General features: G+C 71.9%; 14 protein-coding genes. 10 read left to right on the top strand and 4 right to left on the bottom strand.

What is annotated here, in order from left to right; all coding sequences use genetic code 11:
- Nucleotides 1-67 precede the first annotated feature (67 nt).
- The 4 genes from ACFW1A_RS30035 (at nucleotide 68) to ACFW1A_RS30020 (ending at nucleotide 5,464) form a co-directional block, all read left to right on the top strand.
- On the top strand, nucleotides 68-1,288 hold the full coding sequence (locus tag ACFW1A_RS30035) for a CaiB/BaiF CoA transferase family protein (protein ID WP_380414221.1): 1,221 nt from the start codon (nucleotides 68-70) through the stop codon (nucleotides 1,286-1,288).
- Nucleotides 1,285-2,499 carry an acetyl-CoA C-acetyltransferase gene (locus tag ACFW1A_RS30030; protein WP_380414217.1) on the top strand — a complete coding sequence of 405 codons (1,215 nt, stop codon included), beginning with the start codon at nucleotides 1,285-1,287 and terminating at the stop codon, nucleotides 2,497-2,499. The genes ACFW1A_RS30035 and ACFW1A_RS30030 overlap by 4 nt, the downstream gene beginning before the upstream one ends.
- Nucleotides 2,500-2,530: 31 nt before the next feature.
- Nucleotides 2,531-4,699: a 3-hydroxyacyl-CoA dehydrogenase NAD-binding domain-containing protein gene (locus ACFW1A_RS30025; protein ID WP_380414214.1), complete on the top strand. Its 2,169-nt coding sequence runs from the start codon at nucleotides 2,531-2,533 to the stop codon at nucleotides 4,697-4,699.
- Between the two features lie 165 nt (nucleotides 4,700-4,864).
- Nucleotides 4,865-5,464, top strand: a complete 600-nt coding sequence (locus tag ACFW1A_RS30020) for a DUF4328 domain-containing protein (RefSeq protein ID WP_380414212.1) — start codon at nucleotides 4,865-4,867, stop codon at nucleotides 5,462-5,464.
- 60 nt (nucleotides 5,465-5,524) lie between these two features.
- On the opposite strand, the gene ACFW1A_RS30015 is transcribed toward ACFW1A_RS30020, so the two are convergent.
- A complete protein-coding gene (locus ACFW1A_RS30015; protein WP_380414210.1) occupies nucleotides 5,525-5,941 on the bottom strand; it encodes an ATP-binding protein in 417 nt (138 codons plus the stop codon).
- Between the two features lie 169 nt (nucleotides 5,942-6,110).
- Between ACFW1A_RS30015 and ACFW1A_RS30010 the strand changes: the two genes are divergently transcribed.
- The 6 genes from ACFW1A_RS30010 to ACFW1A_RS29985 all read left to right on the top strand — a co-directional run bounded on the left by ACFW1A_RS30010 (nucleotide 6,111) and on the right by ACFW1A_RS29985 (nucleotide 10,595).
- Nucleotides 6,111-6,962, top strand: a complete 852-nt coding sequence (locus ACFW1A_RS30010; protein ID WP_380414208.1) for a helix-turn-helix domain-containing protein — start codon at nucleotides 6,111-6,113, stop codon at nucleotides 6,960-6,962.
- A gap of 8 nt (nucleotides 6,963-6,970) precedes the next feature.
- On the top strand, nucleotides 6,971-7,162 hold the full coding sequence (locus ACFW1A_RS30005) for a hypothetical protein (protein WP_380414206.1): 192 nt from the start codon (nucleotides 6,971-6,973) through the stop codon (nucleotides 7,160-7,162).
- 46 nt (nucleotides 7,163-7,208) lie between these two features.
- Nucleotides 7,209-8,027: a hypothetical protein gene (locus ACFW1A_RS30000; RefSeq protein WP_380414204.1), complete on the top strand. Its 819-nt coding sequence runs from the start codon at nucleotides 7,209-7,211 to the stop codon at nucleotides 8,025-8,027.
- Nucleotides 8,028-8,094: 67 nt separating this feature from the next.
- Complete coding sequence (locus ACFW1A_RS29995; RefSeq protein ID WP_380414202.1) at nucleotides 8,095-8,475, top strand: hypothetical protein; 381 nt, start codon at nucleotides 8,095-8,097, stop codon at nucleotides 8,473-8,475.
- Nucleotides 8,476-8,676: 201 nt separating this feature from the next.
- Nucleotides 8,677-10,017 (top strand): glycosyl hydrolase family 28-related protein, encoded by a 1,341-nt coding sequence (locus ACFW1A_RS29990; RefSeq protein WP_380414201.1) that lies wholly within the window; start codon nucleotides 8,677-8,679, stop codon nucleotides 10,015-10,017.
- Between the two features lie 164 nt (nucleotides 10,018-10,181).
- Nucleotides 10,182-10,595, top strand: a complete 414-nt coding sequence (locus ACFW1A_RS29985) for a hypothetical protein (RefSeq protein ID WP_380414199.1) — start codon at nucleotides 10,182-10,184, stop codon at nucleotides 10,593-10,595.
- Nucleotides 10,596-10,630: 35 nt separating this feature from the next.
- Here the strand turns inward: ACFW1A_RS29985 and ACFW1A_RS29980 are convergent, their stop codons facing one another.
- From ACFW1A_RS29980 to ACFW1A_RS29970, 3 genes are all read right to left on the bottom strand, one after another.
- The gene (locus ACFW1A_RS29980; RefSeq protein WP_380414197.1) at nucleotides 10,631-11,377 is read right to left on the bottom strand and encodes a MerR family transcriptional regulator; all 747 of its coding nucleotides are present in this window, start codon (nucleotides 11,375-11,377) and stop codon (nucleotides 10,631-10,633) included.
- A gap of 155 nt (nucleotides 11,378-11,532) precedes the next feature.
- Nucleotides 11,533-12,537, bottom strand: a complete 1,005-nt coding sequence (locus ACFW1A_RS29975) for an isopenicillin N synthase family dioxygenase (protein WP_380414195.1) — start codon at nucleotides 12,535-12,537, stop codon at nucleotides 11,533-11,535.
- Nucleotides 12,538-12,796: 259 nt separating this feature from the next.
- Nucleotides 12,797-13,231 (bottom strand): hypothetical protein, encoded by a 435-nt coding sequence (locus tag ACFW1A_RS29970; protein ID WP_380414193.1) that lies wholly within the window; start codon nucleotides 13,229-13,231, stop codon nucleotides 12,797-12,799.
- Nucleotides 13,232-13,395 lie beyond the last annotated feature (164 nt).

The following is a 13,395-nucleotide window of genomic DNA, read 5'->3' as shown; positions in this document are numbered from 1 at the left end:
GCATACCATCCCGAGTGTTACAGCTCTACTGTCACGCTCGGGAGGCGACGGTCAGGTGGCACCTCAGGTGGACGGACACGGTGCTGCGCCGGGCGGCGCCGCACCGGTCGGCGGCCCGCTGGCCGGCGTCCGGGTGGTCGAGCTGGCCGGGATAGGCCCCGGTCCGTTCGCCGCCATGCTGCTCGGCGACCTCGGCGCCGACGTGGTCCGGGTGGACCGCCCGCAGGGCTCGCCGCTGGCCGGTGACCCGGCGCTGGACCTGACCAACCGCAACAAGCGCTCGGTGCTGGTGGACCTCAAGGCCCCGGACGGCGCGGCCACCGTGCTCGACCTGGTCGCCCGCGCCGACCTGCTGATCGAGGGCTACCGCCCCGGCGTCGCCGAGCGCCTGGGCGTCGGCCCGGCCGCCTGCCTGGCCCGCAACCCCGCCCTGGTCTACGGCCGGATGACCGGCTGGGGCCAGGACGGCCCGCTCGCCGCCACCGCCGGCCACGACATCGACTACACCGCGCTGACCGGCGTGCTCTCGATGATCGGCCCGGCCGACGGCCCGCCCGCCGTCCCCGTCAACCTGCTCGGCGACTACGCGGGCGGCTCGCTCTACCTGGTGGTCGGCCTGCTCGCCGCGCTGCAGCACGCCCGGGCCACCGGCGCCGGCCAGGTGGTGGACGCCGCGATCGTCGACGGCACCGCCCACCTGGCCACGCTGTTCTGGGGATTGCTGGCCCAGGGCCAGTGGCGGGAGCGGCGCGGCGGCAACCTGCTGGACGGCGGCGCCCCCTGCTACGCCACCTACCAGGCGCGCGACGGCGGCTGGTTCGCGGTCGGCGCGCTGGAGCCGCAGTTCTACGCCGAGTTCGCCCGCCTGCTCGACCTGCCCGCCGACGCACCCGCGCAGTACGACACGGCCCGGTGGCCCGAGCTGCGCGCGCTGATCGCGACCCGGTTCGCCACCCGCAGCAGCGCGGAGTGGACGGCCGTCTTCGCCGGCTCCGACGCCTGCGTGACACCGGTCCTGACGCTCCGTCAGGCCGCTGCCGACCCGCACCTGAGCTTCCGCGGCACGTACGTGGAGCACGACGGGCTCACCCAGCCCGCCCCCGCGCCGCGGTTCTCCGCCACGCCGGGCGCGCTGCGCCGCCCGCCCGCGCTGCCCGGCGCCGACACCGCCGAGGTCGCCCGCGACTGGGGCGTCCCGGCGCTGACCGCCGGGGCCGCCGACGCAGCCAACCCGGCTGACCCCGCCAAACCTGCTGGCCCCGCTGACCCCGCTGAGAGGACCCTGTGAGCACCGAAGCGTTCATCTACGAGGCGATCCGCACCCCGCGCGGGCGCGGCAAGCAGGGCGGCGCCCTGCACGGCACCAAGCCGATCGACCTGGTGGTCGGCCTGATCAAGGAGATCCAGCACCGGTTGCCCGGCCTGGACCCGGCCGCCATCGACGACATCGTGCTCGGCGTGGTCAGCCCGCTCGGCGACCAGGGCTCGGACATCGCCCGGATCGCGGCCATCGCGGCCGGCCTGCCGGACACGGTGGCCGGCGTGCAGGAGAACCGCTTCTGCGCCTCCGGCCTGGAGTCGGTCAACCTGGCCGCCGCCAAGGTCCGTTCGGGCTGGGAGGACCTGGTGCTGGCCGGCGGCGTGGAGTCCATGTCGCGGGTCCCGATGGGCTCCGACGGCGGCGCCTGGGCGATGGACCCGATGACCTCGTTCGACGTCAACTTCGTCCCGCAGGGCATCGGCGCCGACCTGATCGCCACCCTCGGCGGCTTCACCCGCACCGACGTCGACACGTACGCGGCCGAGTCGCAGGCGCGCGCCGCCAAGGCGCAGGCCGACGGCCTCTTCGACCGGTCGGTCGTCCCCGTGCTGGACCGCAACGGCCTGGTGGTGCTGGAGCGCGACGAGTACCTGCGCCCGAGCACCACGGTGGAGACCCTGGCCGGCCTCAAGCCCGCCTTCGCCACCATCGGCGACCTGGGCGGCTTCGACGCCGTCGCGCTGCAGAAGTACCACTGGGTCGAGAAGATCGACCACGTGCACACCGCCGGCAACTCCTCCGGCATCGTGGACGGCGCCTCGCTGGTGGCGATCGGCAGCCGCGAGGTCGGCGAGCGGTACGGGCTGCGCCCGCGGGCCCGGATCGTCTCCGCCGCCGTCTCCGGCTCCGAGCCGACCATCATGCTGACCGGTCCCGCGCCCGCCACCCGCAAGGCGCTGGCCAAGGCCGGCCTGACCGCCGCCGACATCGACCTGGTCGAGATCAACGAGGCCTTCGCCTCGGTGGTGCTCCGCTTCATGGACGAACTGGGCTTCCCGCACGAGAAGGTGAACGTCAACGGTGGCGCGATCGCGCTCGGCCACCCGCTCGGCGCCACCGGCGCGATGATCCTCGGCACCCTGATCGACGAGCTGGAGCGCCGCGAGCTCCGCTACGGCCTGGCCACCCTGTGCGTGGGCGGCGGCATGGGCATCGCCACCGTCATCGAGCGCATCTGACGACCCCTCTGTTCTGGAGAACACAACTGCTATGAGCGAGACGACCGTTATCCGCTGGGAGCAGGACGCCGAGGGGATCGTCACCCTGGTCCTGGACGACCCCAACCAGTCCGTGAACACCATGAACGCGGCCTTCACCGCCGAGTTCACCGCCGTGGTGGAGCGGCTGGCCGCCACCTCCGACCTGCGCGGCGTCATCATCACCTCGGCGAAGAAGACCTTCTTCGCGGGCGGCGACCTGAAGATGCTCGGCAAGGTCACCCCCGCGCAGGCCGGCGAGTTCCTGGCCGGTTCGCTGAAGCTGAAGCAGGCGATGCGCACCCTGGAGACCCTGGGCAAGCCCGTGGTCGCCGCGATCAACGGCAGCGCGCTCGGCGGCGGCCTGGAGCTGGCGCTGGCCTGCCACCACCGGATCGCGCTGGACGCGCGCGGCAGCAAGCTCGGCTTCCCCGAGGTGACCCTCGGCCTGCTGCCCGGTGGCGGCGGCGTGGTGCGCACCGTGCGGCTGCTCGGGCTGGCCGACGCCCTGCTGAAGTGGCTGATGACGGGCCGTCAGTACGCGCCGGCGGACGCCGTGTCGAACGGCCTGGTGCACGAACTGGCCTCCTCCCCGGAGGAGATGCTGGCGAAGGCGCGGGCCTTTGTGCTGGACCACGAGACGGCGCAGCAGCCGTGGGACGTCAAGGGCTACAAGATCCCCGGCGGGACGCCCAGTTCGCCGGCGCTGGCGGCGCAGCTGCCCGCGTACCCCGCGAACCTGCGCAAGCAGCTGAACGGCGCGCCGTACCCCGCCCCGCGCAACATCCTGGCGGCCGCGGTGGAGAGCAGCCAGGTGGACGTGGACACCGCGTTCGTCATCGAGGCGCGGTACTTCACCGAGCTGGCGGCCGGGCAGACCGCGAAGAACATGATCCAGGCGCTCTTCTTCGACATGAACGCGGTGAACGCGGGGGCTTCGCGACCGGACGGGATCGAGCCGCGCACGGTCCGGAAGGTCGCCGTCCTCGGCGCCGGGATGATGGGCGCGGGCATCGCGTACTCCTGTGCCCGGGCGGGCCTGGAGGTCGTGCTCAAGGACGTCTCGGCCGAGTCCGCCGCGCGCGGCAAGGCGTACTCCGAGGGGATCCTGAACAAGGCGGTCGCGCGCGGCCGCAAGACCGAGGCCCAGCGCGACGAGCTGCTCGCCCGGATCACGCCGACGGCCGATGTCGCGGACCTCGCCGGGTGCGACGTGGTGATCGAGGCGGTGTTCGAGAACGTCGAGCTCAAGCACCAGGTGTTCCAGGAGGTGCTGAGCGTGGTCGCGCCCGACGCGCTGCTCTGCTCCAACACCTCCACGCTGCCGATCAGCCTGCTGGCCAAGGCCGTCGACCGCGACCAGGACTTCATCGGCCTGCACTTCTTCTCGCCGGTGGACAAGATGCCGCTGGTCGAGATCATCAAGGGCGAGCGGACGGGGGAGGAGGCCGTCGCGCGCGCCTTCGACCTGGTCCGCACGATCGGCAAGACCCCGATCGTGGTCAACGACTCGCGCGGCTTCTTCACCTCGCGCGTGATCGGCCAGTTCATCAACGAGGGCGTGGCGATGGTCGCGGAGGGCGTCGAGCCCGCCTCGATCGAGCAGGCGGCGGCCCAGGCCGGCTACCCCGCGAAGGTGCTCTCGCTCCTCGACGAGCTGACCCTCACCCTGCCGCGCAAGATCCGCGGCGAGGCGCGGCGCGCGGTGGAGGAGGCGGGCGGCGTGTGGCAGGCGCACCCGGCGGACGTGGTCTTCGACCGCATGGTGGAGGAGTTCGACCGCCCGGGCCGCAGTGGCGGGGCGGGGTTCTACGACTACGCGGAGGACGGCTCGCGGCTCGCGCTCTGGCCCGGCCTGCGCGAGCACTTCACCCGTGCCGACGCCGCCGTCCCGTTCGTCGACATGCAGGAGCGGATGCTCTTCGCCGAGGCCATCGACTCGGTGCGCTGCCTCGACGAGGGTGTGCTGACCTCGGTCGCCGACGCCAACGTGGGCTCCATCCTCGGCATCGGCTTCCCGGCCTGGACGGGCGGCGTGCTCCAGTACATCAACGGCTACGAGGGCGGCGTGGCCGGCTTCACGGCCCGGGCCCGCGAGCTGGCCGCCGCCTACGGCGACCGGTTCACCCCGCCGGCGAGCCTGGAGCGGCTCGCGGCGGAGGGCGGGACGTTCACCGACTGACCGCCTGCACCGGTCCGAGCGGCTGCCCTCTGCCAGGGGCAGCCGCTCACTCCCCGCCTGCTGAATCCGGCTGGACACCTGTGCGACGCGCCCCTTAATCTGCGGGCGAACCGGCGGTGACCTCCATCGCACGCACATCAGGTGGGGGCACTTCCCGTGAGCTCGATGTCCAACGGCGATCCCGCGCGCCCGAACCCGCGCGCCATCGCCTACCACGGCCCGCTCGCCGACCCCCGACCGTTCGCCCTGGCCACGCAGGTGATGATCGCGGTGGGTCCGCTGGCCTACCTGGCCGTGATGGCCACCGGCGGCCGCGACTCCGCCGTCGTCTGGCTGGTCCCCGTCAGCAGCGCGCTGTTCGTCATCAGGGTCGGCCTCTTCCTCACCTGGTTCCACCGCTGCCGCCGCAACGCCGAACACTTCGGTCCCGGGCGGCACGCGTTCTCCGAAGCCGATGCCGTCGGCCTCTGGTTCCACCCGCGCAAGATGTTCTGGGCCCCTCGCCGCGCCGCACTCGACATCTGGCGCGCATGCGGCGGCACCGGCAGCCCGTGGCTGATCAACGCGTGGTGGGCCGCGTGGCTCGCGAAGCTCGCCAGCGCCTTCGTGTTCTTCTGCATCTCCGGCACCGTGTTCGACCCCGACGCGACGTACGTCGCCCAGATCGGCGTGGTGGCCGCCGGTCTCGCCATCCTGGTGATCCACCAACTGACCGAGGCCCAGGACGTCATGGTCGGCCTGAAGGACCGTCCCGCCGGGCGGTGAGCTCGGACGCTGCCGCTCGCCGCACACGATGGGCGACGGGACTCCACCGGGCCGCGCGCATCAGCGAAGCGTCCGGCGGACCCCCGCCACCACCGACTTCCCGCGCACGGCCCGCTCAGCCACACCCCACACATCGCTGAGCGCCTCCACCAGCACCAGCCCCCGCCCGCCGCACACGTCGCGCCCGGGCGTCGCCATCGCGGGCCACCCCTCCCCGGGGTCGGAGACGGCGAGCCAGTGGAACCCGTCGGCCGTCCAGAACACGAGCTCGATCGTCTCGTCCTCGCTGCCGCGCGCCCCGTGCTTGATCGCGTTGGTCGCCAACTCTGAGGCCAGCAGCCGCAGCTCGTAGGAGAGCTGCGGCGAGCACGGCCTCGGCAGCGCGTCGAAGACCGCCCGCCGGACACGGGGGACCGACGCGAGCTCGGCGGGGAACCGCCAGGTGCGGGGGATGGAGGGGAGCGGGGTTTCGGGCATGGCTGACTCCTCGCAAGGGGCGATTGCCAACTGTGACCAGGTGGCTACTTGAAGCTAGCGGGTGGGGCGGACAAAGTGCCACTGGTTCTGTGGCAATTGCCACCATCGAGTTGGACTGCGTGCTGCTCCCCGCGGCAGACTTGCCCCAACCCCAGTCCGAGAGGATGGAATGGCTACCCGTCAGACTCCGACCGAGCGTCAGCAACGCCTCGGTGCCGAACTGCGCAGGCTCCGGACCGCGGCCGGAGTCAGCACGGACTACGCCGCCGGCCTGCTGGGGCTCGACCGCACGAAGATCTCCAACATGGAGTCGGGCATCCGGGTCGTCACCCCGGAGCGGGTGCGGACCCTCGCCAGCAACTACGACTGCGCTGATCCGGCGTACATCGAGGCCCTCGCCGCGATGGCCGACACCTCCGAGCGCGGCTGGTGGGAGGAGTACCGGGGTGTCCTGCCGTCCGGGCTGCTGGACATCGCCGAGCTGGAGTGGCACGCGAACGGCGTCCAGACCATGCAGACCGTCCACGTCCCGGGCCTGCTGCACACGGAGGACTACGCACGCGCCATCTTCGCCGCAGTGCTCCCGCCGCTCTCCCGGCTGGAGGTCGAGCTGCGGGTGAACCACCGGACGGCCCGGCGTCGCGTGTTCGAGCGTGCGAACCCGTTGCCCTACATCGGCTACGTCCACGAGGCGGCCCTGCGCATGCAGTTCGGCGGCCGCACGGTGATGCGCGCCCAACTCGAGGCCCTGTGCGTCGAGTCCGAGCGCGAGAACATCTCCCTCCGGGTGGTCCCCGTCGAGTGCGGCAGCTTCCCGGGCGCAGGCCACGCGCTCCTGTACGCAGCAGGCCCGGTCCCCCAGCTCGACACGGTCCAGCTCGACTCCGCCCACGGCCCGCACTTCACCGGAGCCGAGGCCCAGCTGACCAAGTACCGCGCCCACCTTGATTGGATGGCCGAAGCGGCCTTGTCCCCGGAGGCCTCGCGCGACCTGATGCACACCATCGCCCGACAGCTCTAGGAGACCCGATGCCCGAGATCACGTGGGAAGCCCCCTTCTGCGGCGAGGGCAACAACTGCTTCCGCCTCGGCACCGACGCCTCCGGCACCGCCTACATCGCCGTCGCCGGCCAGGAGGACCACGCCATCGCGGACTCGATCACCGCGCTCCGGACCCTCATCCTGGACATCAAGGCGGGCAAGGCGGATCACCTCCTCTAGCCCGTGGCCTGAAGGAGGCGTCAGGCCCGCATATCCATTGGTGCCGATGACCAGTGACGACCAGACTGCACCGGTGAACACCGCCCAGCCACTACCGGACCTGCGCGTCCGTGATGTCGTCCTGGACTATGAGGGCATGCACGCGCTGGTCGGCGGCCTGAGTCTGCCCGTTGCCGCGTCGATGTCGGTCATGAGCGCACTGGAGACCTCCCGCGAGCTCCTCCGACACTCTTTCTACCGGTACGAGTTCGCCACTGTCGCAGTGGTGCATTCGCTGATTGCCCTGGAGCAGGTCCTCACGGAGCGCCTGGCAGTCAACGAGCCGCTCCAGGAGCTGATCGGGCGGGCAAGCGCCACGGGCCTCGTCACAGCGGAGCTCGCCGCCGAACTCGACCGCTGCCGCCTGCTGCGCGATCGGCTCGTGCAAGGGACTGCGACCAGCGCTGTCCTCCAGCCCCTCAGGGCCATCGGCATGGTGCGTGCTGTCTTCGATGCCGCTTCGCTGCTCTCGCGTTCACCATCGGCAGCGGACGAGGTGCCCGTCGGTCCGGGCGGGGCACAGCCGGAGGACCGACTTGCCGGCCTGTGGGAGGAACACCGGCGCGCGCCGTATCCCGAAAGCTTCCGCGGCGTCGACATCGACGGCGTGGAACTGATCCTGCTGGACGCGGACACCGCCGGTCTGCTCGGCAGGGAGCTGAAGGGCGGACTGGACAGTGACGGCGTCGCCCTCCTGTGGGCGTGCATCGCCGCCCTGGACAGGGTGCTCCCCTTGATCAACGAGGAGTACTGCTCCTCCTACTTCACGAACCTCCGCACGGCGGCCGGCGTCGCAGCGGCGCACCATCTTCCGGCCGCGATCTGACGTGCGGGGCATCGTCGGCCAGGGCGCCGGCATTGACGGGGACCAGTACCCACAGAGAGGCCTGACCGTGGACATCGAGGACGTTCTCCACTATCTGGTCGAGCATCGGGCGCCGAACCTCCCGCCCGGCTACCTCTCCGAACAGCTCCTGGCGCTCTCGTGGATCCTCGACGACGAGGGCGCCGGGATCTTCGAGGTTGGGCGAAGGTGGCTGGAGTCCGGTGACGAGTTCCGTGTCGCTGTCGCACTGGGTCTGAACGAGGCGTTCATGGCGGATTCCTGGGTCGAGCTGGTCGGGCTGGCCGACTCGGTGAAGAAGAAGGTTCCTTCGCTGGCTGCCGATGTCGACGTCTGGCTCGAGAATTCGAGGCCGTCGTATCTCCGGTTGGAGGAGCGTCGCGGCCACGGCGCTCGCGACGAGGTTCTCCGGGCGGACGGCGCGGACTGATGCGGCGGTCACGGTGCCGGACGGCGAGGGTGAGCGGCTCGATCGGGGGGTGCGGCGCGGAAGTGGTGCTCAACTTCGTCATGGTGCAGAAGGGTTCACGCGGTGCGTGTGAGCCAGGTGTGACTCCTGCGCCTTGACGGGTGGCCCGGTGCGCTGGGATGTTGAGGGGCACTGGTAGATCAACTGAGGGGGAGTCAGATCATGGGGGAGACCACACGGCGCCGGGCGCTGTTCGCCGGGGCGGTGGCCGGGTTGGCCGGGGCCGGGCTGGCGGCGGGGGCCGGGGAGGCGCAGGCGGGGAGTGTGACCGGGCCCGACTGGTTCAACGTGAAGGACTTCGGGGCCAAGGGGGACGGGGTCACCGATGACACCGCGGCCGTGCAGGGGGCGCTGGACGCGGCGGCCAACGGCGGGGGCGGGACGGTGTACTTCCCGGCCGGGCAGTACCTGGTGGCGCCGCAGGCCAACGGGCTCGCGCTGGCGGTGAACGGGAACGGGATCAAGCTGGTCGGGGCGAGCGCCAAGGCGGCCACCCTGGTGAAGGGCGGGAACGGGACGCTGCTGGCGATCTCGGGGCCGGCCACGGATCCGAGCGGGGGGAGCCACCGGCGCTACTGCTCGCTGGAGAACCTCGGGTTCAACGGGAACAACAAGACCGGGCTGCTGCTGGAGCTGTACTACAACGACAACACGTACGTGCGTGATGTCTACATGTCGAGCAACAACGATGTCGCCATCGACGCGGTGGAGTGCTGGGACTCGCGGTTCTACAACCTGGTGATCGAGGGGTGCACCGGCACGCCGGACAGCACCAGCCAGCCGAACATCTACCTGCGCAACTCCTCGGCCGCGTCCGGGCACGGGTACAGCGGCGACAACAACAACCAGCTGCACTTCGTCGGTTGCCGGCTGGAGGCGTTCGGCACCGGCGCGATCTGGATCACGCAGGGCGTCAACAACAGCAACAACCCCAACGGGATCTACCTCACCGACTGCAAGTTCGAGACCTCGCAGATGCAGGGCGGCCCGCACCTCAAGACCGACGCGTCCTGCCGGCACGTGTACGCGACCAACATCTACTGCTACGCGGGCAACTTCGCCACCGGGTACACCAGCAAGAAGGCGCAGAACATCATCGCCTGGGCCGCCAGCGGCAGCGCGCTGGAGAACGTGCTGATCGCCAACGGCAGCGTGGCGACCGTCAACGCGGGCGTGGACCTGTACGCCGGGCCGGGGACCACGGCCGTGGTGCGCAACGTGGTGGGCCAGTACACCACCGCGCCGGCCGGGCCGCACATCTACTACGAGCCGAGTGCGGGCGACTTCCGGGTGGAGAGCTCCTGGGGGAGCGTGGGACTTCAGGCCAATGGCACGCTGCCGACGAAGAACGCGCCCAACCCGCCGTTGCGGCTGGTCGCGGGCCCGGTGAGCGACGCCTCGTTCACGCACCCGCCGCTGGACGGGACGATGGCGGTGGACACCACCGACAACCGGCTGTACGTGCGGGTCGGGGGCGCCTGGCGGTCGGCGGCACTGAGCTAGGGCCGGGCTCGGTGTCGGTCCCTGCCGGATTGACCGAAAGCTGACGGCGCGTCGGCCAGGGGGGCGGTTAGGGGTTTCCCCCTGGCCGCCCCTACTGGTGCGATCGAGGCACCGGGCCGTGGAATTCCGGGTGTCTCAGGCGTCTTAGGGGGAGGAGCCCCGTCATGTCCGTGAAGGCTGTGAAGCTCAGGAGTGGTGTGCTGGCGGCGGTGGTCCTGGCGGTGACCGGGGCCGCCATGGCGGGGTGCGACCCGACCACGCAGCAGGCGTTGGACTGCGGGAAGACGGCGATCAGCATCGCCGGCGACGTGCAGGACCTGAAGGACTCGGCGACCAATGTCGGACAGATCACCGACGAGAGCCGGCGGCAGAACACGATCAACGCGCTGAAGAAGCTCGGCTCGGACACCCAGAAGCTCAAGGGGAGCGGCAACAAGGGCGACCTGGGCACCCGGCTGGACGCGCTGAACGGCGCGGTCAGCAAGGCCGAGGACGCGGCCACGGCCGGGAAGCAGGCCGATGTCGGGCCGGTGCTGAGCGCGGCGGCGGACGTGGCGAAGCTCTGCGGCTCGGGGTGAGACGCGGGGTGCGCGGGGCCGCACCGTCGGGCGGGTCAGGCCTGGTCCGGCCCGTCCGGTGCGGTGTCGCCCAGCAGCTGGTCCGCCAGTGAGCGGTGGAAGGCCGTCACCAGGGCCTGGGCGAGCAGGGGTTCGATCTCCGCGGTGAGCTCGCGCATCCGGTCCAGTGCGGCCGGGTCGGGCTCGCTCTCGCGGATCGGCTTCCAGACGGTCTCGCGGAACAGGCGGTGCAGGTCGCGGGCGGTAGCCTGGCTGTGCAGGCGGACCACGGCGCGGGTGGCCAGGATGGTCTCCAGCGGGATCGGCAGGTCGAGGATCCGGGCGCCGAGCGGGAGCAGGCCGGGGTCGACCCGGAAGGTGTCGGGGCGGTCGGTGCGGTGCAGGGCGCCCATGGCGACCAGGCGGTCGAGGTGTTCCGGGGTCAGCTCGCGGCCGACCCGGCGGGAGAGCTGCTCGACGTCGGCCTCCTCGGCGGCGGTGCTCTCCGGGGTCCAGGCGGCGACCAGGGCGCGGTGGATGGCGAGGTCGAGCGCGCCGATGTCCTCGGGGAGTTGGTTCAGGTAGCGCTCGATGGCGGCGAGGGTGAGGCCCTGGCGCTGGAGCTCCTCGATGAGTTCGAGGCGGTCCAGGTGGGTGCGGCCGTAGAAGCCGACCCGGCGCGGGCCGAGCTCGGGGGGCGGGAGCAGGCCGCGTCCGCTGTAGAACCGCAGCGTGCGCACGGTGACGCCCGCGCGGGCGGCGAGTTCGTCGACGGTCAGGCGCAGCGGCACGGGCGCGGACATCAGGGCTCCAGGTGGGACAGTTCTGCTGTGACAGTAGCAGTGACGGTCCTGGCGAGGGGCCTGTCTGCGGGGAGCGGGACGGCGGGGCGCGGAACGGGCGGCCCCGGCCCCCGGGGCGGGGACCGGGGCCGCAGCAGCACCGGGCGGGCGGGCGCCTAGGTCAGCGCGTAGAACCGCCGCGCCACCTCCGGATGCGCCCGCTGGTACCCCTTCAGCTCGTTGCGCCCGAACTCCGCGAACAGCGGGTTCGCCGGGTCCTCCGTGGCGCCGGGGGCGTGGTGGGCGTGCGGGAAGTCGAGCGGGGCGATGTGGGCGTCCAGGCGCGGGTTGTAGAAGAACGGGACCGAGTACCGCTCCCGCGCCCCCGGCGGCGAGACGACGCGGTGGTTGGTGGCCTTCAGGTACCCGTCCGTGGCCACCTCCAGCAGCTCGCCGAGGTTCACCACGAAGGCGCCCGGCATCGGCGGCACGTCCAGGAAGCTGCCGTCGGACCGCTCCACCTGCAGGCCGGGGACGCCGTCGGTGAGCAGCAGGGTGAGGAAGCCGTAGTCCTTGTGCGCGCCCACGCCCTGGTTGCCGCCTTCGGGCGAACTGCCCGGGTAGCGGACCAACTTGAGGTGATGGGCCGGGTGCCCGGAGAAGGCGGGGTCGTAGAAGTCGGGGCGGGCGCCGATGGCGGTGAGCAGTTCGTGCAGCAGCCGGCGGGCGACGTCGTCCAGCCGGTCGATCCAGTGCAGCGCGGCCTCGCGCAGCTGCGGCAGGTCGGCCGGCCACTGGTTGGGGCCCTCCAGCCACCAGTACGCGGGCTCGTCCGCGCCCGGCCGGTGCTCGGGCAGCTCGGGGCCGATGTCCAACTGGTCGCGCCAGTCGCTGCGCCCGGCGGTGCGCTCGGCGCCGGTGCGGGTGTAGCCGCGGAAGTGCGGGGAGTTGAGGTTGCTGACGGCGAGCCGCTGGTCCTCGGGGAGGGCGAAGAACGCGTGCATCGCCCCGGTGAGGTCCGCGGTCTCCGCCGCGGAGACGCCGTGGCCGATCAGGTGGAAGAAGCCGACCTCGGTGGCGGCGCGGTGGAGCTCCGCGTGCAGGGCGGCCCGCTGCTCGGGGGTGCCGTCCGCGGCGGACAGGTCGATCACGGGAAGGGCGTTGGTGTGCTGCTGCGACATGGGGTGACATCCGCTGGGGTCAGTCCGGCGGGCCCGGCGGTGGTGGCCGGGCGGCGGGGGGACACGACGGAGATGGTGTCGCGTCCCCGGGGCCGGGATCCTGGAAGGGGGAGGACGGGGTCAGCGGGAGCAGCGACAGGACATGCTGATGACGCGGAGCAGGTCCACGTGGCGACGGCTGACGAGTAGGAGCACGTTCACCAGATTAACCGTGCGGGTGGCGGGAGCGCTGTGAGGAAAGCGACGGCCGGCCCGGGAATTACTGCGGGGCGTCCTCCAGGCCGTCGATCTGCAGGGTGTCGAGCCGGACCTGGTACCAGACGTCGGTGTGGCCGCCGCCCGCCCAGTTCTCGGTGAGGATCACGGTGGTGTGGCCGGCACCGCTGCCGCCGTAGGCGACCGACCAGCCGACCGGCACGTTCTGGGCCCGGAAGACCGGGTCGGCGTCGTGGTCGGCGGCCCACTGGTCGAGCTCGGTGTTGAGCTCCGGGGTCAGGAACTCCTCGCGGACCTCCAGCGGGTCCTGGTTCGGGTTCTGGCCGAGCACGGCGTCGCGGTACTGCCCGAAGAAGGCGTTCACCTGGGCCTCGGCCCGGCTCTCGGCGTGGGCGGGGAGGGCGGTCGGCAGCAGGGCGGCGGCGGAGAGGGCGAGGGCCGCGGCGGCGGTGCGGAGTCGGGTCCGGGTCTGGGTCATGGCACCAGTGTGGGAGCGGGTGGTGACGCTCCGTGTGCGGCGCGCGGGGTCGGACATGGAACCGGGGGGGGGCTTGTAGGAGGGGGGACTGACGGCCCCGGGCCGCGGGGTGTGGGGGGTCACCCGGCACAAACTGTATGACGGCGGCGGGGAATGGGGGCGCC

This window comes from Kitasatospora sp. NPDC058965 (assembly GCF_042741245.1).
GTDB lineage: Bacteria > Actinomycetota > Actinomycetes > Streptomycetales > Streptomycetaceae > Kitasatospora.
This window is presented reverse-complemented; position numbering and strand designations above follow the sequence as displayed.

Excerpts from the sequence above, each read along its gene's own strand:
- ACFW1A_RS29990 (WP_380414201.1), top strand. The coding sequence starts at position 8,677 with ATGGGGGAGACCACACGGCGCCGGGCGCTGTTCGCCGGGGCGGTGGCC.
- ACFW1A_RS30020 (WP_380414212.1), top strand. The coding sequence starts at position 4,865 with ATGTCCAACGGCGATCCCGCGCGCCCGAACCCGCGCGCCATCGCCTAC.
- ACFW1A_RS30025 (WP_380414214.1), top strand. The coding sequence starts at position 2,531 with ATGAGCGAGACGACCGTTATCCGCTGGGAGCAGGACGCCGAGGGGATC.
- ACFW1A_RS30010 (WP_380414208.1), top strand. The coding sequence starts at position 6,111 with ATGGCTACCCGTCAGACTCCGACCGAGCGTCAGCAACGCCTCGGTGCC.
- ACFW1A_RS30005 (WP_380414206.1), top strand. The coding sequence starts at position 6,971 with ATGCCCGAGATCACGTGGGAAGCCCCCTTCTGCGGCGAGGGCAACAAC.
- ACFW1A_RS30000 (WP_380414204.1), top strand. The coding sequence starts at position 7,209 with ATGACCAGTGACGACCAGACTGCACCGGTGAACACCGCCCAGCCACTA.
- ACFW1A_RS29980 (WP_380414197.1), bottom strand. The coding sequence starts at position 11,377 with ATGTCCGCGCCCGTGCCGCTGCGCCTGACCGTCGACGAACTCGCCGCC.
- ACFW1A_RS29970 (WP_380414193.1), bottom strand. The coding sequence starts at position 13,231 with ATGACCCAGACCCGGACCCGACTCCGCACCGCCGCCGCGGCCCTCGCC.
- ACFW1A_RS30015 (WP_380414210.1), bottom strand. The coding sequence starts at position 5,941 with ATGCCCGAAACCCCGCTCCCCTCCATCCCCCGCACCTGGCGGTTCCCC.
- ACFW1A_RS29975 (WP_380414195.1), bottom strand. The coding sequence starts at position 12,537 with ATGTCGCAGCAGCACACCAACGCCCTTCCCGTGATCGACCTGTCCGCC.
- ACFW1A_RS29985 (WP_380414199.1), top strand. The coding sequence starts at position 10,182 with ATGTCCGTGAAGGCTGTGAAGCTCAGGAGTGGTGTGCTGGCGGCGGTG.